General features: G+C 41.1%; 19 protein-coding genes and 1 tRNA gene. 12 read left to right on the plus strand and 8 right to left on the minus strand.

Annotation, left to right across the window (positions count from 1 at the left end; translation table 11 throughout):
- The first annotated feature begins 3 nt into the window (after positions 1-3).
- The 6 genes from BF9343_RS06335 to BF9343_RS06360 are packed head-to-tail and all read left to right on the plus strand — an operon-like array spanning position 4 to position 6,169.
- Positions 4-1,308 carry a DUF6032 family protein gene (locus BF9343_RS06335; protein WP_005786168.1) on the plus strand — a complete coding sequence of 435 codons (1,305 nt, stop codon included), beginning with the start codon at positions 4-6 and terminating at the stop codon, positions 1,306-1,308.
- A 10-nt stretch (positions 1,309-1,318) separates the two neighbouring features.
- Positions 1,319-2,362: a polysaccharide pyruvyl transferase family protein gene (locus BF9343_RS06340; protein WP_010992455.1), complete on the plus strand. Its 1,044-nt coding sequence runs from the start codon at positions 1,319-1,321 to the stop codon at positions 2,360-2,362.
- Entirely contained in the window at positions 2,359-3,495 is a 1,137-nt protein-coding gene (locus BF9343_RS06345) for a glycosyltransferase family 1 protein (protein WP_005786170.1), read from the plus strand. The genes BF9343_RS06340 and BF9343_RS06345 overlap by 4 nt, the downstream gene beginning before the upstream one ends.
- The gene (locus BF9343_RS06350) at positions 3,492-4,298 is read left to right on the plus strand and encodes a glycosyltransferase (protein ID WP_005786172.1); all 807 of its coding nucleotides are present in this window, start codon (positions 3,492-3,494) and stop codon (positions 4,296-4,298) included. The genes BF9343_RS06345 and BF9343_RS06350 overlap by 4 nt, the downstream gene beginning before the upstream one ends.
- 28 nt (positions 4,299-4,326) lie before the next feature.
- Positions 4,327-5,550: a DegT/DnrJ/EryC1/StrS aminotransferase family protein gene (locus BF9343_RS06355; protein WP_005786175.1), complete on the plus strand. Its 1,224-nt coding sequence runs from the start codon at positions 4,327-4,329 to the stop codon at positions 5,548-5,550.
- A gap of 31 nt (positions 5,551-5,581) precedes the next feature.
- On the plus strand, positions 5,582-6,169 hold the full coding sequence (locus BF9343_RS06360) for a sugar transferase (RefSeq protein ID WP_005795339.1): 588 nt from the start codon (positions 5,582-5,584) through the stop codon (positions 6,167-6,169).
- 151 nt (positions 6,170-6,320) lie between these two features.
- Here the strand turns inward: BF9343_RS06360 and BF9343_RS06365 are convergent.
- Positions 6,321-6,394 (minus strand) — tRNA-Thr (locus BF9343_RS06365).
- A gap of 140 nt (positions 6,395-6,534) precedes the next feature.
- Between BF9343_RS06365 and BF9343_RS06370 the strand changes: the two genes are divergently transcribed.
- Both BF9343_RS06370 and BF9343_RS06375 read left to right on the plus strand, forming a co-directional pair.
- Positions 6,535-7,131: a TlpA family protein disulfide reductase gene (locus tag BF9343_RS06370; RefSeq protein ID WP_008659169.1), complete on the plus strand. Its 597-nt coding sequence runs from the start codon at positions 6,535-6,537 to the stop codon at positions 7,129-7,131.
- Between the two features lie 59 nt (positions 7,132-7,190).
- Positions 7,191-9,056: an SLC13 family permease gene (locus BF9343_RS06375; protein WP_005786180.1), complete on the plus strand. Its 1,866-nt coding sequence runs from the start codon at positions 7,191-7,193 to the stop codon at positions 9,054-9,056.
- Between the two features lie 42 nt (positions 9,057-9,098).
- Here BF9343_RS06375 and BF9343_RS06380 read toward each other — a convergent pair whose 3' ends face one another.
- A complete protein-coding gene (locus BF9343_RS06380; RefSeq protein ID WP_025814726.1) occupies positions 9,099-9,833 on the minus strand; it encodes a class I SAM-dependent methyltransferase in 735 nt (244 codons plus the stop codon).
- A 97-nt stretch (positions 9,834-9,930) separates the two neighbouring features.
- Between BF9343_RS06380 and BF9343_RS23605 the strand changes: the two genes are divergently transcribed.
- Positions 9,931-10,119, plus strand: coding sequence for a hypothetical protein (locus BF9343_RS23605; protein ID WP_005776115.1), 189 nt, complete (start codon positions 9,931-9,933; stop codon positions 10,117-10,119).
- A 75-nt stretch (positions 10,120-10,194) separates the two neighbouring features.
- On the opposite strand, the gene BF9343_RS06390 is transcribed toward BF9343_RS23605, so the two are convergent.
- The 5 genes from BF9343_RS06390 to BF9343_RS06410 form a co-directional block, all read right to left on the minus strand.
- The gene (locus BF9343_RS06390; RefSeq protein WP_005786184.1) at positions 10,195-10,575 is read right to left on the minus strand and encodes a VOC family protein; all 381 of its coding nucleotides are present in this window, start codon (positions 10,573-10,575) and stop codon (positions 10,195-10,197) included.
- A 121-nt stretch (positions 10,576-10,696) separates the two neighbouring features.
- Complete coding sequence (locus tag BF9343_RS06395) at positions 10,697-11,773, minus strand: DUF4468 domain-containing protein (RefSeq protein ID WP_010992457.1); 1,077 nt, start codon at positions 11,771-11,773, stop codon at positions 10,697-10,699.
- Positions 11,774-11,792: 19 nt separating this feature from the next.
- On the minus strand, positions 11,793-12,518 hold the full coding sequence (locus tag BF9343_RS06400) for an MBL fold metallo-hydrolase (protein WP_005786188.1): 726 nt from the start codon (positions 12,516-12,518) through the stop codon (positions 11,793-11,795).
- A gap of 71 nt (positions 12,519-12,589) precedes the next feature.
- The gene (gene pdxH, locus BF9343_RS06405; protein WP_005786189.1) at positions 12,590-13,297 is read right to left on the minus strand and encodes a pyridoxamine 5'-phosphate oxidase; all 708 of its coding nucleotides are present in this window, start codon (positions 13,295-13,297) and stop codon (positions 12,590-12,592) included.
- 17 nt (positions 13,298-13,314) lie between these two features.
- Positions 13,315-14,019 (minus strand): pirin family protein, encoded by a 705-nt coding sequence (locus BF9343_RS06410; protein WP_005795331.1) that lies wholly within the window; start codon positions 14,017-14,019, stop codon positions 13,315-13,317.
- A gap of 252 nt (positions 14,020-14,271) precedes the next feature.
- Here BF9343_RS06410 and BF9343_RS06415 point away from each other — a divergent pair, with 252 nt between their 5' ends.
- Both BF9343_RS06415 and BF9343_RS06420 read left to right on the plus strand, forming a co-directional pair.
- Entirely contained in the window at positions 14,272-16,089 is a 1,818-nt protein-coding gene (locus BF9343_RS06415) for a helix-turn-helix domain-containing protein (protein WP_010992458.1), read from the plus strand.
- A 236-nt stretch (positions 16,090-16,325) separates the two neighbouring features.
- Positions 16,326-16,868, plus strand: a complete 543-nt coding sequence (locus tag BF9343_RS06420; RefSeq protein ID WP_010992459.1) for a protease inhibitor I42 family protein — start codon at positions 16,326-16,328, stop codon at positions 16,866-16,868.
- A 218-nt stretch (positions 16,869-17,086) separates the two neighbouring features.
- Here the strand turns inward: BF9343_RS06420 and BF9343_RS06425 are convergent, their stop codons facing one another.
- The gene (locus tag BF9343_RS06425; protein ID WP_005795327.1) at positions 17,087-18,097 is read right to left on the minus strand and encodes a 2-hydroxyacid dehydrogenase; all 1,011 of its coding nucleotides are present in this window, start codon (positions 18,095-18,097) and stop codon (positions 17,087-17,089) included.
- Positions 18,098-18,319: 222 nt separating this feature from the next.
- Here BF9343_RS06425 and BF9343_RS06430 point away from each other — a divergent pair, with 222 nt between their 5' ends.
- The gene (locus BF9343_RS06430; protein WP_005795325.1) at positions 18,320-19,825 is read left to right on the plus strand and encodes an OmpP1/FadL family transporter; all 1,506 of its coding nucleotides are present in this window, start codon (positions 18,320-18,322) and stop codon (positions 19,823-19,825) included.
- Positions 19,826-19,908: the final 83 nt, after the last annotated feature.

Genomic DNA, 19,908 nt, shown 5'->3' on the forward strand with positions numbered 1-19,908 from the left:
TAAATGACTAGTACTTCTTTCTTTATTATTAAGGCTATATCTTTTATAGTATTTGTTTATAATTTAGCGAGTTCTGATTGGAGTAATCTTTCTCGAGTATTGTTATTTATAATTTCGTTTTTTGTCTTTTTATTAGTAACAAATGTATATCAAAGAAAAGTAAAAATAGTAACACTAGGTTATTTGGTCTATTTCTTTTTGGCTTTTTTAGCTCAAAATGTAGGTCCATATGCAATTATTTACAATTCTCACATACAGAATTTGATACAGAGGTTTCCTAATATTTGTGTACCAAATGATCATTACACTTTATACTTTCTTATTTTTATTTTTGTTTCAACTGTTATTTATATTTATCTTTTATGTATTGATAAAATTTCTATTGAGCAGAAAGTATGGGTATACATGCCTACAAGACAAGAAGCTCGAAAAATAATGATGGCATTTTTTATAATCTTGTTGCCTATATGGATATTAGGGAATAGGTCCTATGCTACAATTCTAGTTCCTTTTACAAGTTATTTTATCATTTCTATTTGGAAATATCCTTTTACAAGGAAAATAGTAGTATTTATTATTGGTTTTATTGCATCGGTATTGATCCTTATTTCGCAATTATTTTCTCGGTTTATATTCGTTCAATATGTGTTCCCTTTTATTTTAATTTGGTTTTTGAATAATGGATTGCTATTTTCAAGAAAAGAAAAAATAAGTTATAAAGTTATTGGCTTTTTTCTATTGTTTTGTTCTTTAGCGATTTTGTATGGTATCATTTCAGAGATGATGAAGTTAAATGCAAATTTTGATGGAAACTATACTTTCAATGATATGTTTGAAGTATTAAGTGAGCCGCAATTATTGCAAAATTGGTTATCTAGGCAAACATATCGTATTTTTGATATTTGGTCACATTTGGGGGGGAATATAATAGATTATATTGACCAGAAAGGATATTTATGGGGAATTACATATGTAAAGAGCTTTGCACCTATATTAGGTTTTGATTATGTAAGCCTTCCATTAATTTCAGCAAATATGATTGGTGCAGATTATGCTCAACCTGGTTTGGTGGCAGAAGGGTACGCTAATTGGGGAATATATGGGGCTATAATTAATATGATATTTGTTTTTTTCGTTGCAGAGTTATTGTTTGATTATTTTTTACGAAAACAATCTACCTTAAATTTGTTACTTTATATTGGAACTTTTTCCCAGGTATTACTAGATGGGGGGACCATTAATTCTATTATTTTCATGTCTATATTTTGTTTCTTAACTTGTTTGTTTAATGCCAAAATCAAATTTTAATATTATATATATGAGGAAGATATTATTAACATATGGAGATATTAAAACCATAAATATTGGTGATTATATTCAGAGTATCGCCGCTAAACAATTTTTTGATGATGATAATTATATATTTTTCAATCGTGATGAATTAAAGTTGTATAAAGGGGAACCTGCAAAAGTCATAATGAATGCTTGGATGACTTATAAACCATATAATTGGCCTCCTTCATCTCAGGTTTATCCATTATTTGTTGCATTACATATCAATTCTTCTGCAGAAAGTCGCTTTTTGTCACATGATAGTATTAAGTATTTAAAAAAGTATGAACCCATAGGGTGCCGCGATTATCATACAATGAATATTTTAAAAGGAAAAGGTGTTAATGCTTATTTTTCGGGATGTCTTACTACTACTTTGGGTAAAACTTATAAATATAATGGAAAACGTGAGGGGATATACATTGTTGATCCACTTTCATACATGCCTAATGGGAATAATTTTTTTGAAATAATGAAAGCTGTTGTACAAACTGTTTTTTATATGAAGCCTGTGCTAAAGATTCTTAGAAATTATAAAAAGAATAATAGATTTACTATTAATATATCCAAAGTAGGAATAGGACGTTTATTGTTAATAACCAAGTCTTATTTGCTTTTGAGAAAGCTAGTAGTTCCTGACGTATTATACAATGCAATATTTATAACACAATTTAATATGTCTAATGAATATTCTTCTGAATCAGAAAGATTTGCTCGGGCTGATGAATTATTAACTAAAATGGCCTCAGCTCAATATGTGATAACTTCTAGAATCCACTGTGCTCTTCCTTGCTTAGGCTTTGAGACCCCTGTGGTTTATATTAGAAATCTATCAGAAAGCAAGAAGAGCACTTGTCGATTAGGGGGACTTGAATCTCTATTTAATGTGATAACTGTGAAGGGGGAAAATGTTACTTCCAATTTTTTTGATGGACTATTTAAACGAGATTCTTCTTTTAAGAATAAAATTGATTTTGTAGAATATAGAGATCGATTAATTAATATATGTAATAAATTTATGATGTCATGAGGGATGGAAAGCCCATTGAAATACTGCATATTGTAGGGACTAGACCTGTTGGAGGAATTGGTGCTTTATTGAAAAATATAAACACTTCTATTGATTTAAATAAATTCCATTTTACATATGTGTTTTCTGCCGATAGTAATATTGGAGATTTTGATAATTATGTGAGAAAATTAGGTAGCGATATTGTTGTATTCCCTTCATATCATTTGAAATATTTATTTTTATATTTAAAGGTGATTTTCTGTTTTTATAAGAGAAATGCAAAAAAATATGATATAATTCATGTACATAGTGCTAATACAGGAGTATTAGACCTTTTATTTGCAAAGATATATGGAATACGGATAAGGATTTTACATAGTCACAGTACAAAATATTCTAGTAAAAAAATAAGGTCCATTAGAAATTATTTTTTGCAATTTCCTACAATATATTTAGCAAACACTTATTTTGCATGTGGATACAAAGCTGCTGAATTCCTTTTTGGAAAAAAGAGACTTGAAAAAGTTTATATTATTCATAATGCAATTTTTTCTAAAAAATTTATTTATAATGCAACTGTTAGAGAGAGAGTTAGAGTTGAGTTGAAAATAGAGAATGACTGTTTACTGTTGGGGCATATCGGTAACTTTACGAAAGAAAAGAATCATGGTTTTTTAATAGATATATTGGAAGAATTATTGAATATTAATGACAATGTTAAGTTGCTGTTAGTAGGGGATGGCCAACTTAGAAGTGAAATAGAGGAAAAAGTAAAATTAAAAAGATTGCAGAAGTATGTGTGCTTTTTAGGTCGGAGAACTGATATATCAGAATTATTACAAGCTATGGATTTTTTAATTTTTCCTTCTTTTTTTGAAGGTCTACCAGTGACTCTGATTGAAGCGCAAGCTTCTGGTTTAAGATGTGTCGTTTCGGATCGTATTACTTTGGAAACAAAGATAACGAATAATATAAGTTATCTTAATCTCAATCGAGATCCTTCAACTTGGGCTGAAGTTGTTTGGAAGTTGTTTGAAGATAAAACTTTTATCAGGAAAGATACGTCTAAAGAAATATGTGAATCAGGATATGATATACATTTAGAGAGTGAATATCTCGAAAGAATATATTTAAATCTTTTACATAAATGAAATTGGCTGTCATTTCTTCTATCTACAAAAATGATTCGCTTTCTAAAATAAAGCAATCCTTACAAAGTTTGTTGAATCAAGAAAATGTTACTTGTGATATTTATTTATATTGTGATGGTCCTGTTTCGATTGATATTGTGCATTTCTTAGACTCATTTGATCAAAACTCACTTTATATATTTAAGCAAGAACAAAATAGAGGATTGGCTCATGCACTAAATGAATTATTGAATATCGTTCTTACAAAAGAATACGAATATATTGCTCGTATGGATGCTGATGATATTTCCATGCCGGAACGTTTTGTGAAGCAGATCGCATTTATGAATTCACATCCGGATATTGATTGCCTTGGTACTTGGGCAATAGAAATTGATGATGACGGAAAAGAATATTTTCGAAAAAAAATGCCGATAACTCATGAAGAATGTTTGGAACTGTTTAAAAAGCGGGATTGTATGATTCATCCTACTGTGATGTTTCGACGTTCATATTTTGAGAAAGCTGGTTTATATCCCGAAGACACCTACTTTGGAGAAGATACTATGATGTGGGCTAAAGGTTTTAAAAGTGGATGTAAATTTGCCAATGTACCCGAATATCTGTTTAAGTTTAGATTGGATTCAAACTTCTTTGAAAGAAGGCGGGGGTGGAAACATGCAAAATCTATTTATACTTTACGTCATCGTGTTAATAGAATGTTAGGGTTCGGATGGAAGGAAGATTGTTATGCATTGCTATATGCTATGGCCAAATTAATGCCTAAATCTATTCTTGACATAATCTATAAAACAGTACGTTGATTTTACTTTTCTTATAAAACATAAACTCATGAAAATACCTTTTTCACCACCTTATATTGACGAGGCGGTCATCAACGAAGTCGTTGATTCGTTACGTTCCGGTTGGATCACATCCGGTCCGAAAGTGAAGGCTTTGGAGGAAGAAATTAAATCTTTCTCAGGAGCAAAAGAAGTGCTTTGTGTCAATTCCTGGACATCAGGAGCTATTATGATGTTGCGTTGGCTGGGAGTGAAGGAGGGCGATGAAGTGATTGTTCCTGCCTATACTTACAGTGCAACGGCATTGGCTGTGCTCCATGCCGGAGCCAAACCGGTAATGGTGGATTCCGGAACTGATTTTAATATTTCGGTGGAGGCTGTTCGTAAAGCTATTACTCCTAAAACAAAGGCGATTATACCCGTAGATATTGCTGGTTTTCCCTGCGATTATGAAAGAATCATGGCACTGGTGCAGGAACCAGAAATGGTAAAACTGTTCCGTTCGGAATCTCCTGTGCAAGAAAAATTGGGACGCATCTTGGTGATGAATGATGCTGCCCACTCTTTGGGAGCACGTTACAGTAGCCGTCAGCGTACCGGTTGTGAAACTGATGTGGCTATCTTTTCACTTCATGCCGTGAAAAATGTGACTACTGCCGAAGGTGGGGCCATTTGCCTGAATCTGCCTAAGCCGTTCGATAATACGGAGTTGTATAAAGAGCTACGGATGACAAGCTTGAACTGCCAGACCAAGGATGCTTTTTCGAAATCTAAAGCCGGAGGATGGCGTTATGATATTGTCGGTTTCGGGATGAAAATCAATATGGCCGATGTAAATGCCGCCATAGGACTGGCACAGATACGAGAATATCCGGAATTGCTGAAAGAACGAAAGCGGGTGTTTAATGCTTATAGCGATGCTTTTTCGGCTTGTGACTGGGCCATCGTTCCGCCTTCTGTGGATGGGGAAAAGGAAAGCTCTTATCACATTTATGCTTTGCGTATTAAGGACTTTACCGAAGAACAACGCGACCGGATGATTGATGAAATCGCTAAAAGTGAAGTGGCTGTCAATGTGCACTTTATACCGATGCCGATGTTGTCGTTCTTCAAATCGATGGGATATGATATAAAGGATTATCCACAGGCTTATCAGAACTTTAAGAGCGAGATATCATTGCCGATATATCCCCAATTGGATAGTGAAAAATTGAATTTCATTATTGAAACCGTAAAGGCGGCCTATGCGACCGTAATTGCAGAAAACCGATAGTATATTTACAAACACTAAATAGATAAGTTGCTTGATCCGTTTTTTTGATATCGTTTTTTCCCTTTTGGGAATTCTTCTGCTTTCTCCCGTTTTTCTTCTTCTTTATATAGCCATTTGTCTCGAAAGTAAAGGAGGTGGTTTCTATAAACAGCTCCGTGTGGGAAGGTACGGAGGGGATTTTTATGTTTATAAATTTCGTTCGATGCGTGTAGGGGCTGATAAAAAGGGGTTGATAACGGTAGGAGGGAGAGATCCGAGAATAACTCGTACCGGATACCTGATCCGGAAGTATAAATTGGATGAATTGCCTCAGTTGTTTAACGTACTGAAAGGAGATATGAGTCTGGTAGGGCCCCGTCCTGAGGTTCGTAAGTATGTGGATTTATATACCGATGAACAAAAGAAAGTATTGAGTGTACGTCCGGGGATTACGGATTATGCTTCTATTGAGTATGTAGATGAAAATATGATTCTTGGAGAGGCTTCGGATCCTGACAGAGCATATATAGAACAGATTATGCCCGATAAGATACGGTATAATATGAAATATATCTGTAATCGTTCGGTGAAGGAATATTTTAAAATTATATTTCTGACATTTTGGAGCATCATTCGTTAGGTATGTTTTTAAGGAAACTGGGGGAAGTTCTTCTTTTTGTTTTCGTACCCTATTATGTGAGAAAGAATAAGGAGTAGACGGAAGTTTCGAAGAGAAGTTAATTCAATAAAAAAGAAAGGATCAGCAATTGCCGATCCTTTCTTTTTTATTGAGCCTCTTGTCGGATTCGAACCAACGACCCCGAGATTACAAATCACGTGCTCTGGCCAACTGAGCTAAAGAGGCGTCATTTCTGTTTTGCGGGTGCAAAGGTAGGAAAAACTTTTAAACTTGCAAATACTTTGAAAAAAAATGCTTCATAAAAATAGTGTTTGATAAGTCGGATTCTTTGTTTACTTTTGCAAATCAATTAATTATAGGAAAGTATGAAGAAAAACTTTTTTTATGCAGGTGGTCTGTCATTGCTTCTTTGGGGTATGGCAGCATGTTCCGGACAAGGAAAAGCGGATAAAGCAGCTGTTGTTGCGGATAGTGTAGTGGTGAAAACGGATAGTGTTGCGGCAGACAGCACAGGATATATTGTGAAAGTGGGAGAGTCAGCTCCCGATTTTACCATTACTCTGACCGACGGAAAGCAGATGAAACTCTCCGAACTTCGCGGTAAAGTGGTGATGTTGCAGTTCACAGCCAGCTGGTGCGGAGTATGCCGTAAAGAGATGCCTTTTATAGAGAAAGATATCTGGCTGAAGCATAAAAACAATCCTGAGTTTGCTTTGATAGGCATTGACCGTGACGAACCTCTCGATAAGGTGATCGCATTTGGAAAGTCGGTAGGGGTGACGTATCCGTTGGGATTGGATCCGGGAGCGGATATCTTTGCGAAGTATGCATTGCGTGAATCGGGCATCACCCGGAATGTCCTGATAGACCGGGAGGGTAAGATTGTGAAGCTGACTCGTTTATATAACGAAGAGGAGTTTGCCTCACTGGTGGATCAAATAGATGAAATGCTGAAAAAATAAGTTGAACAAGCAGGGGTGATTTTCTGTTTTTAACATAGATCACCCCATCTTTTTATTTTATGGCTATAACGATTATCATTCTCGTACTGTCGGCTGTCTTTTTTATGAGTGGAAAGGTACGTTCCGACTTAGTGGCGTTGTGTGCGCTGGTATTATTAATCCTTTTCAATATCCTCACTCCGGAGGAGGCGCTTTCAGGATTTTCTAATTCTGTTGTTATTATGATGGTCGGCCTGTTTGTAGTAGGTGGTGCCATCTTTCAGACGGGGCTGGCAAAGATGATCAGCAGCCGTATCCTGAAATTTGCCGGAACAAGCGAACTGAAACTTTTTATCCTGATTATATTGGTGACGGCTGCCATCGGCGCTTTTGTCAGCAATACGGGAACGGTGGCGTTGATGCTGCCTATTGTGGTCAGTATGGCCATGAGTGCCAATATCAATGTAAGCCGTTTGCTGATGCCTCTTGCTTTTGCCAGTAGTATGGGTGGGATGATGACATTGATTGGTACACCGCCCAACCTTGTGATACAAAATGCCTTGATTGAAGCCGGCTATGAACGTCTCTCTTTCTTCACTTTTACTCCTGTAGGCTTGGTGTGTGTCACTGTCGGGCTGATTGTGCTGATTCCGCTGAGTAAGATCTTCCTGACGAAGAAAAGTGATAAAGAGGCACGGGGAAAGCGCAAGAATAAGTCGCTTCAGGAGTTGGCGGGTGAATACCAGTTATCACAGAACCTTTATCGGGTGGAGGTTGAAGAGTCTTCCGGTTTTGTAGGTAAGACCATACAGGAGCTAGGGATTCCGCAGAGGTATCATGTGACGATTTTGGAGGTTCGCCGCCGTTCGGTTTCGTCCCGGCACTTCTTCAAGACAAAAAAGCAGGAGATGGCAGAAGCCGGAACTCTGATTGAGGCGGAAGATATTCTTTATGTATTAGGAGAATTTGAAAATGTAAAACGCTTTGCAGGTGAGAACCGTCTGTCTTTATTGGATACACATAAGACCGAGGGGAGTCTGCATGATACGGACGAGGGATTCGATTTTCAGGAGATAGGCATTGCTGAAATTCTGTTACTGCCTACCGCTAATCTGATAAACAAACCGGTGAAAGCTTCCGGATTCAGGGAGAATTATAGCATCAATATATTGGGTATTCAGCGTAAGCGTGACTATCTGCTGAAGAATCTGAAGGATGAAAAGATGCATTCGGGAGATATCTTGCTGGTGCAGGGAAGTTGGGCAAACATAGCCAGGCTTGGTGAGGATCAGTCACAGTGGGTCGTTCTGGGGCAGCCGTTGGCTGAAGCGGCCAAAGTAACCCTGAATCATAAAGCACCGGTAGCGGCACTGATCATGTTGGGTATGATTGTAACCATGATGTTTGACTTTATTCCGGTGGCTCCTGTGACGGCCGTAATTGTAGCGGCACTGCTGATGGTACTGACTGGATGTTTCCGCAATGTGGAAGAAGCTTATAAAACAATCAACTGGGAGAGTATTGTGCTGATAGCGGGTATGCTGCCCATGTCATTGGCATTGGAGAAAACCGGAGCTTCGGAGGTGGTGTCGCAATCGTTGGTGAATGGGCTGGGAGCTTATGGCCCTTTTGCTTTGTTGGCAGGTATTTACTTCACAACTTCGCTGATGACAATGTTTATCAGCAATACGGCCACTGCTGTGCTGCTTGCTCCTATCGCTCTTCACTCGGCCGTACAGTTGGGGCTGAGCCCTTATCCGTTCCTGTTTGCCGTGACAGTGGCGGCAAGTATGTGTTTTGCTTCACCTTTCTCCACGCCGCCTAATGCGTTGGTGATGCCGGCAGGACGCTATACGTTTATGGATTACGTAAAAGTAGGTCTGCCGCTTCAGATCATTATGGGCGTGGTAATGGTGTTCGTATTGCCGCTACTGTTTCCGTTTTAGTCTTTTAGGGAGGGACGGTTTATTGGAAACATTCCCTCCTGTTTATAAGGCAACAGTCAGCCGGGCCAGATAGTCATAGTGCTTACCCTCTTTTATCATTTCGGCCTTGAAGCCATTGTCGGCAGCATAGGCGCTGAGGGTCTGGAAGTCGATATACAGCCAGTCGAAAGGATCGCCTTGAATATCTTTATATTGCATGCGGAAGTCAATTTCTCCATAATAATCTCCTGCCAGGTCGATCAGGAAGCTGCCGTCTTCATCTTCGAACAGATAGCGGAGGTCACTCGAATCCATCAGGATGCAACCATCCGGGCGGAGTAATTGTTTCATCTTGCGGAAGAAGAGAGGCATATTCTCCAAACGTCCGATAATGCCGGAACCGTTCATCAACATAAGGATGGTATCGAAAGTCGCGGCAAAGCGTTCGTCGAACAGATTGACTTGGCGGGCATCTTTCACTCCCCGCAGTTTCATCACTTCGACGGATAAAGGGGAGATGTCGATGGCGGAAACTTCTTTACCGCTCTCTTGAAGGGCAAGAGCGTGGCAACCGCTTCCGGCACCTACGTCGAGTATTGTTCCGGTAGCCATTGCGAGGGCTGTGCGTTCGAGTAGAGGCATTTGTCCGGCTTTGCGGAAAAGTTGTTTGACGGGTATTTCGTCTTCATCGAACTGAGAAGAAAATACGCGTAATCTGTCTGCTTTTTGGCGATGATAAAAATCGGCTATGGCAGCACCCATGGGGTCTTTTTCTGCCGGGAGCAGGGATGTATTCATTGATTGGTTTTTAGTTGTTACAGCGGGCAAAGATAGGGAATTCACAGAAAAAGAGTATCTTTGTCCACGGAAAATATAGAATAAGAAAGGAAAGATTATGAGCTTAGAAGATGCGATTATGGGTGGAATTGTCTTTAAAGGAAAGAAAGAAGGCCCGAAGAAAGATGAAAATAAAGTGAAAACAAAAGCGAAGAAAACAACCTATATAAAGGGAACTCACGGTTCCGGAGCTGCCAAGATGAAAGCTGAGATCCGGAGAAAGAGGGCGAACAGACATAAACGGTAAATAACGAATAACGATGAACGATAAACTCACTGCGATATCAACGCACAGCCTGTTTATCGTTCATCGTTATTCGTTTTAAAGTCGTTCCGGTAATATTTCAATCCAGTAGTCATCCGGATCATTGATGAAATAGAGCCCCATGGAAGTATTCTCAAAGCATACGCAGTCCATTTCTTTGTGATATTGGCGTACGGCATCATAATCTCCCGCTACACGGAAGCAAAGATGACTTTCGTTCTCTCCCAATTCATAGGCTTCGGTATGGTCTCGCAGCCAGGTGAGTTCCAATAAAAAACCGGTGGTGTTATCTGTGAGATATACCAGGATAAAAGAGCCGTCGGCTGCCTCTTTCCGGTGATGTTCTTTCAATCCCAATGCTTTTTCGTAGAAAGCAATGCTACGTTCCAGATCAGTCACATTGATATTGAAGTGGTCAAATCTACTTTTTATTTCCATTGTTTCTAAGTTTGTTTTTTAGATTAAAATAGAGCTTATAAAGTTTACACCACAGGTTACACGGATGATTTATGGCAATGATCCGGTCAAAACTCAATCTGTGTAACCTGTGGTGACTGATTTATTTCATAAATGCTTTGGTTATTTTACCTGCATAAGTTCTGGGCTGTCCTTCCATAGGTGTCGGGGCCGGTAGTTTCTGACATTCCAGTATGACGGACGGTTCTTTTTGTCCGGTAGGATAGAAGCGTATGCTGTATGTTTCTGCTTTCTCCAACTGTTCGTAAGGCTGGTCGGGAGAAAGGATACTGAATACAACAGGACTTCCCGAAATTTTTCCTATGGATCCTCCGGCGTTGGCTGTCATCATGGTCATATTGAAAGGATCAGAACCGATAGCAATCACCAGTCGGCCTGCACCCATCTGAATGGCATTGGCAGGAACCTGGTCGGGGGCTACTTCTTTATAACCCGACATCGTGCTTGGAGAGGTAACGGGAATTGCAGGGGTAAGTTCTGCTGCTTTTTCTACTTTTCCAGTCTCTTGATTATCACCGATAACCACGACTTTCGGAGCGGTTACTACGGCAGGCTTTTTCGGAGTGGTTTCTGCTTTTGCTTCCATAGGTTTCTGACTCAGTGCCTTTGCAGCTTCTTCAAAGAGGTTGTCGGCAAAGTTGACTGTCTTTCTGCGCCATTTGGCTAGACCACGTACCATTTTCGTTTTCGCTTTGTTTAGAGCGTATTTATCGGTGATCCATTCTTCGGCCGCATATTTTTCTTTTTCACGATAGGTGTATCGGATTTTCTCTACCTCCATTGTACACTTTTGGGGCTGGCAGTTTACGGTGACTTGGTATGTCAGCCAGGTGCGGTCCAGAGAAAGGGCGGTAGAACTGAATACCAACCACTCTTCACCGGCTGCGGCGATGACTCCTTTTTCTTTATATACCACCCGGCTATTGTTTTTGTTCTGGGCCATGCGTCCGTCAAGCCACTTGAGCATCCGTTCATAGATTTCGTCTTGCGACATACCGGGGATACTGAATTCGCGGCTGAAAACTACCCGTCCGTCAACTTCGGGCACGGCGCCTGCAAGGTATCTGCTGTCATCATCATCTTTGTCATTGTCTGCCCAAAGCGTCACGGGCAGGCAAATCATAAATAACACGAGGAAAATTTGTGTCAGTTTGTTCATAATTGTATGTTTTATTTAGTTATATATCAAAGCTTTCGCCCCGGTGGGTGATGGTTATGAAACGGCATCCGCCGGCTTCGGCTATAGATCGGAAGGCATTGCCTCCTTCGTAGTCTTCGCTAAAGTGCATGGGTACAAATATAGTAGTTTTTATTCGTTCGATGAATTGTTGGGCTCCTTTCATGTAATCTTTTCCCATTCGGCGGTCTACGGGAAACATTACCAGGTCGATGGTCGGAACTGCTGCCTGAAGATATTTTATTTCTGCCAGGAAGTCTCCTTCTGCTTTGCGTATCTCTTGTTCGGTAGATTCTTCGCTCCAATGCCAGTTGTTCAGGTCACCGGCATGAAAAATGCTCTTGCCTTGCAGATGGATCAGAAAGGAGATGCCCACATCCGTAGAACCGAATGCCTGAATACGTAGCATATCATCTTCGTATTCCTCACCTTTATTAATATAGATCGCATCTTCTTTCTGTGCTCGATGGTGTTTCAGAATGTCTTTTGAGAAGATATAGATGATATCCGGACGTTGCTCTTTCCATGTCAGTACTTCCCGGTTGAAGTGGTCGGGATGGAAATGTGAGGCAAGCACATACAGTTTTCCGGGACGTTGGAGCAGACGGTCGTGCACGATTCCTTTATTCAGTTCCGTTTCTGAAGAGTCTTTGTAATAATCAATGATAAGGGTTACACCTTCTGCTTCGATGGCGAACCCGCTGTGGTATATATAATCCAGAATCATAGGCGGATGTATTTTATGGATGCAATATTACGTATTATTTGTTGGTTGCGCAAGTACAATAACCGGAAATATCAGGGAGCAAGCCTCTCTTTCTGCCAGCTTCCGTCCGGTTGAAGGGAATATAGAAAGCGATCGTGAAGCCGGTTTGCCCTACCTTGCCAGAACTCGATCCGATGCGGAGTGACGGCATATCCTCCCCAGTGTGCGGGGCGCTCTACTTCTCTGCCTACCCATCGGGCTGCTTCTGCAACGAAATTGCGAATCAGTTGCATCCGGCTTTTCAACGGACGGCTTTGAGGAGAGATGCGTGCTCCTATACGGCTTTTGTAGGGACGTTGGCGGAAATAGGTATCAGACTCTCCGGCAGGAACTTTTGAGGCAATGCCTTCAATGTGTACCTGCCTTTCCAGCGCGTGCCAAACGAAAGAGAGGGAAATATACGGATTCTTTGCCAGATGGGTACCTTTCCGGCTTTCGTAATTGGTATAAAAGATAAACTTTCCATCATGCAAATCCTTTAGCAGTACGGTACGGGTCGATGGTTGCCCTTCGGGAGATACGGTGCCTACCAGCATGGCAGTAGGTTCGTCTACCTGTGCATCGATAGCTTCGTGGAGCCATCGGTTGAAAAGAGAAAGCGGGTTGTCGGGAAGATCTCCTTCCTTCAGCCCGCCTTTGGTGTACTCCTGCCGGATGGCAGCGAGGTTGATAGCCTCACTCCCGATCCCGTTTCCGTGAAGAGGGGAGTCGGGATGTGTGGATACATGATCGGTTGACATAAGCGATTACTTTAAATTTACATCGGTACTTCTATCAGTAGTATTTTAGAGTCTTTCAGAGTTTCTATCTCAAAATTCTTGATTTCGGATATTCCCAATCCGTCGCGGCGAGTCAGGATCACATCATCTATCTTTACTTCTCCTTCGATCAGGAAAACGTAGACTCCCATATCCGTCCCATGCAGTGTATATTCAACTGTCTTTCCGGCTCCTATCTCACCCATCGAGAACCAGGTGTCCTGCAATAGTTTGGCAGGTGTACTTCCGTCAGGTGATAGTATGAAGGCCAGTTCGTCTTTTTTCAGTAATCCCCGGATGTCATAATCCTGATAGAGGGGATGAGTGTTCCGTTCTTTCGGTATGATCCATATTTGCAGAAATTCCACCGGTTCCGATTTGCTGCCGTTCATCTCGCTATGATAAATGCCTGTACCGGCACTCATCACCTGAATATCGCCTACAGTAATGGTACGACTGTTCTTTTTACTGTCGCCATGTGCCAGAAGACCCTTTAAAGGTATGGAGACGATTTCCATATTTTTATGGGGATGGGTCTGAAAACCTTCACCCGGGGCTACCCGGTCATCGTTCAGTACCCTCAGAGCACCGAAATGAACCCGTTCGGGATTGTAATATTCGTCAAAGCTGAAACTGTGATGGCTGTCGAGCCAGTCATATACGGATCGTCCGCGGGTATCTGAGCGGTGAACTACTTTTTTCATGATGTATATCCTTTCTTTTATAAATAGATTTTATAAACCAAACAATCGGGGGATGTAAATGGTTTGAGACGTTCATTTTTTATAGGAATCAGAAGCTATAATAAGGAAATAGAAAAGAAATGGACAACTCTCTGAAAGCCGGCAAACAGAAAAGAGTTGAATACGTTCGGTAAATAAGAGATAGGAAAAATTTTGTTGTCAATATCATTGTCTTATTTTTGTGCTTCTAAAATTAGCCAATAGATAAGAGATATGAGAAAGTTATTGTATGTTATTCTGTTACTACTTTTCCGTTTATTGATGTTTCCGGGGGCTGTTTGTGCCGAAATACTCTCTTTGCCGGACAGCTTGATAACGGATGATAACGTATATAAATATACTTTCTCCGATTTTGATAAGGCACAGCAGGTTATGGAACAATTGAGAAAGCGGAAATCTCTTTCCATGTTCCGGATGGATGTGGTGGAAGGTGATTTATATTTCAATGTTGGCCAATATTATAAGGCGTTGAAGTTCTATAAGCGTGCTTTGGACAGTGACTCGGTGCGCAATAATGATAAGAACTATATGGAACAGGTGCATCGCATGATCTCTTGTTACGACTGTTTGCATAATGAAAATAAAAAATCGCTGTATGTCTATTTACTTTTAAAAAGGGCAGAGCAGTGCGGGGATAAAGCCATGCAGTCCGTTGCTTTGTTCAATATGGGTAAAATGCTGTATTATCAGGGTAATAAGGAGAAGGGATATGAATATCTGGAACAGGCGATTGAAATGATGTCAAAGACGGACTATCGGTATAAATACGATAATCTGCGTTATGATTACAACACTTTACTGATATTCCAGAAGTCGGACAGGCGTAATGAGGAGGCTCTCAGGACACTGGCTGCGTTGGAAAAGGTGGTGACCGAAGAGACCGGCAGTGAAACTCCGATGGAGGGGTTGAGTGCAAAGGAGAAAAAAGCAATGTATGCCCATTATGCTGTCGTTCTTTTTCGGTTGGGGCAGGCGGAAGAGGCCGAACGTTACTACCGGAAATTCCTGGCGGAAAGTGAGGAATATGACCGTGACGATTACCTGATTATGCCTTATTTGTTCGACAGGAAGATGTATGACCAAGTGATCCGGATGAATGCCGCCCGTGAGAAGATGTATATCATGCGGGGGGATACGGTGAACTATTACATGACTACGATCAAGAGATCTCTTGGATGGGCTTATCGTGATAAGGGCGATTACCGTACTGCTGCAAGATATTTTGAGCAGTTGGCTGTGTTGCGCGACAGCATTAAGAATCGTGAACAAAAAAGTGCGGCATTGGAATTGGCAGCTGTTTATGAAACGAATGAAAAGGATTTGTTCATCCAGCAGCAGGCGGCTGATATGCAAAAGAGGAATCTCTTATTGGTATTTACCCTCTGTATCGTTTTTCTGTTGGGTGTGCTTTTGTGGCGGACGATACGGCATAACCGGATTATACGTCGCAAAAATAAGGCGATGGTAGGCACTATCGAAGATTTGCTGATACATAAAGAAGAATTGTATCGGAAAAAGGAGGAGAATCTTATTCTGAAAGAGCAATTGGAGAGGGAGCAGAATTTAAGGATGTCCGCAGGTGGGGGATCGCTATCAACCGATAAGGACGGGAAAGCGGAAACAACTGTTGTTCCGGAACCTCAAGCCGGAGATGGAAATGACATACACGATAGGATATTGTTCGACAAGTTGGAACACGAGATCATTAGCCGTCAGCTCTATCTTCAGCCGGACTTTTCGAGGGAGGAACTGATCAAGACAATCTATATTCCCAAAAATAAATTTGCTCCTCTTTTCAAGCAGTATGCGGGAATGAGCTTTTCGAAGTATATTAATAATCTTCGTTTGGAGTATGCGGCTAAGATGTTAAAGAACCACCCCGATTATACAGTAGATACGATAGCCCAGGAGTGTGGCATGTCGACTCAATCTCTTTATCGCCTCTTTTCGGGAAAGTTTGGAGTGACTCCGACAGATTTTCAGGTGGGGGTACAACATATTAATAATAAGAATATTACTGAGGACAAGTGAAAAAATGAGAGACTCAAAGTGAAAAAATGAGAGAATAACCTACTCGAAATGTTTTGATTTGAAAATCCTTCCTTCTACCTTTGAACCACATCAACGAAACTGGTTTAGGTGATGTACAGTACCCAATCTGCCGGGAGGTCTCTCTCGGCAGATTATTCTCGATAAGGCTGATCGGCATATCAGACCATTAGAAAACCTTTCTTAATGAATTAATCTTTCAAAAAACACGTATTGTTATGATTGAAAAAGTATTCAAAGTGGGTGATACAATCACCATCAAACGTACCTCACAAGCAGGTACTGGTTATCGTTACGCTTTAGTACGCCTGACCGGCGGAGTTGCCCTTGTAGAGGAATTGTCAGAAGATGCCGATACTCCGGGAGGAACGTCTGTACAGTCTTTTATCTTCCGGTTTTTACAGCCGGGGCAGGTAGAGATTCAGTTTGCCTATTACCGTGACTCTGAGGAAGTGCTTTACGAAGATGTATTCTCTTATGAGGTGGTTACTTCGGAGAAAGCGAACCCGATAATAGGGGGCTGGGGAGAATTCAAACCGTTGACGGATCAGGAGAAAGAGATATTCCGTACTTGCATGACATTGAAGGGTGTGGACTATACTCCGCTTCTGGTTGCCAAGCAATTGGTAAGCGGATATAACTACCGCTTCATCTGTATGACTGAATCACTAATCCGCGAGCCCAAGTATGGTTTTGCCAAAGTCACTATTTATGCTCCGCTGAGAGGAGAACCCATATTAGAGAGTATTATAGAGTGTTGACTCTGAACAGAGGAACCGAAAATCCATAATAGAGTAGGAACTTGATTTAAAAAGAAATAGTTATGAGTCAATTATATTTTTCGTCTAAGAAAAGGAATGATTGATGAACAGCCATCCCGGACATTATACGTTAAAGTTCGGGCAAACCTAATAAGGTCTGCCGCTTCTTTCGCAGGAAGCGGTGGCACTATTGCAACCGAAGCTTCTTTTTGATGCCTTTAGGCATTGCTCAACTTGACTTCGTTCACCAAAGGCTTCTGATTTTTGAAATCCCGTATATTCTCCAGAGTCGTTGCTGCGATGTTGGCCAGCGCTTCACGGGTAAAGAAAGCCTGATGGGAGGTTACGATTACATTATTGAACGACAGCAATCGTGCCAGTACATCGTCGTCGATGATACGGTCCGATTTGTCTTCATAGAAGTACTCGCTCTCCTCTTCATATACATCCAGTCCGGCCGAACCGATCTTTTTATTTTTCAGTCCCTCGATCAGTGCATTGGTGTGGATCAGTTGTCCACGGCCGGTGTTGATGATCATTACGCCGTCTTTCATCTTACTGATGGAGTAGTCGTTGATCAGATACTTGGTCTGCTCCGTGAGGGGGCAGTGTAGTGAGATGATGTCCGAACTGTGATACAACTCGTCGAGTGTGGTGTATACTATTTGATTCTCTCTGGCAAAGTTGTAATCCGGATAAAGGTCATACGCCAGTATGTTCATGCCGAACCCTTTTAATATATGTATCAGTATTTTGGCTATCTTTCCCGTACCGATGATACCGGCTGTCTTTCCATGCATATCGAAGCCTAACAGTCCGTGCAGTGAAAAGTTTCCATCCCGGGTGCGCCATGATGCCCGTGGAATTTTCCGGTTGAGCGAGAGCATCAGTGCCACTGTATATTCGGCTACTGCGTATGGAGAATAGGCAGGAACACGAACAACGGTTACACCGTTGTCGGCTGCAGCTTTCAAGTCTACATTATTATAACCAGCACAACGAAGGGCGAGTAGTTTTACTCCGTTGGCAGCCATTGTTCTGATTACTTCGGCATCTGCGGTATCGTTGACAAAGATGCAGACGGCATCCACTCCCTGAGTCAGCAATACGTTGTGTCGGTTCAGATGACCTTTGAAAAATCGGAGTTCGAATCCGAATTCCTTGTTTTTCTCGTTGAAGGAAGCTTCATCATAAGGTTTGGTACCAAAAAATGCGATTGTATATGCCATAATTTTCTTATTTTACATTCTATAATAATAGAACGTTTATGGGGAGAGTAATGTTTGTGTCCGGGGGCGGCATTTCTTTCTCCGGATTCTTATTCGTTTCAGTAGAAACAGTTTGTGTTTTCAATTAATTTGTTTGTGAAATGGAAATTAGGTGCACAAAAATATTCGTCATGTGCAATATTATTGTACCTTTGCGCCCGAAATAACTTAAAAAAGATTTAGATGAGAAAATTATTCTTGATTAGCATCGGGTTGCTAATCGTTTCAACTTCAACTTTTGCGGGAGGTCTCCTGACGAATACCAATCAGCACGTATTGTTTTTGAGAATGTTGGCTCGTGATGCTTCTACACAAATTGACGCGGTATATTCCAATCCGGCGGGTGTGGCTTTCATGGAAAACGGCTTTCACTTGTCACTCAACGGACAGAGTGCGTTCCAGACAAGAACTATCACTTCTACTTTCGCTCCGTTTGCAGGGTTTGGAGGAAACGCTACCAAAGTATATAAAGGAGAAGCTTCGGCTCCGTTCATTCCCAGTGTATTTGCAGTATATAAGAAGGATAAGTGGGCATTTTCGGGGAATTTTGCGGTAACCGGTGGTGGCGGTAAGGCTACTTTTAATGAAGGGCTGGGTTCATTTGAGTCATTGGTATCTGTAGTACCCGGCATGTTGGTAGCTGCGGGCAATGAAATGGTGGATAAAGGTGTTCTGCCGATTAACATTTTTAATGGAACCAATAAATACTCTGTTGACAGCTACATGCGTGGTAAGCAAATGATTTTTGGCCTTCAGCTGGGTGCCACATATAGAATCACAGATTACTTGTCTGCATTTGCCGGTGTGCGTATGAACTACGTAAGCAATGGTTACGAAGGACACATTCGTAACATTGAGGCTAACATCGGTGGTGGAGAAATGGTAAACGTGAATAAGTATTTCAGTGATTATGCCAAGCAGGCCAGAACAGCCGCAGATGCTTATCTGGCTGCAAATGATCTGGCTAATTATGCAAAATATGATGCCATTGCAAAAGAAGCAACCAAGGTTGCCGGACTGACGGCCGATAAAGAACTGGATTGTGACCAAACCGGTTGGGGAGTAACTCCTATTCTGGGTCTGGACTTTAAGATGAATAAATGGAACATCGGTGTGAAATACGAGTTTAACACCAAATTGAATGTAGAGAACAAGACCCGTATAGATAATACAGGACTGTTTGCGAATGGGGTAAATACTCCGCATGACATTCCGGCTCTGCTGACAGTAGGTGTTTCTTATGAAATTCTTCCTGTACTTCGTGCTTCAGTTGGCTATCATCATTTCTTCGATACCAATGCACGTATGGCCGATGCTAAAGATCCTGTGACCGGTCAGACTATGGGCAAACAGCATTTCATCAAACAGGGTACCAACGAGTATCTGGGAGGTATCGAATGGGATGTGTGTAAATGGGCTCAGGTAAGTGCCGGTATGCAACGTACCAAATATGGTGTGGGTGATAATTATCAGAGTGATATGAGTTTTGCAGTCAGCTCTTATTCATACGGTTTCGGTGCCGGATTCGATATTGCGAAGAACCTGAAATTGAATGTCGCTTATTTCTGGACCGATTACGATAAATATACAAAAGAGACTCCTAACTATGGGGGTACCGGAATCGCCGGAAAAGATGTCTTCACCCGTACCAACAAAGTGTTCGGTATCGGTCTCGACTATAAGTTCTGATGCAACCCTTATAGGCTAATCTTTATTTATATAAACCTCAAAAAGGGATCGGATAGACTAAATTATCCGGTCCCTTTTTTTGA

The sequence above is a fragment of the Bacteroides fragilis NCTC 9343 genome, assembly GCF_000025985.1.
Classification (GTDB): Bacteria; Bacteroidota; Bacteroidia; order Bacteroidales; family Bacteroidaceae; genus Bacteroides; species Bacteroides fragilis.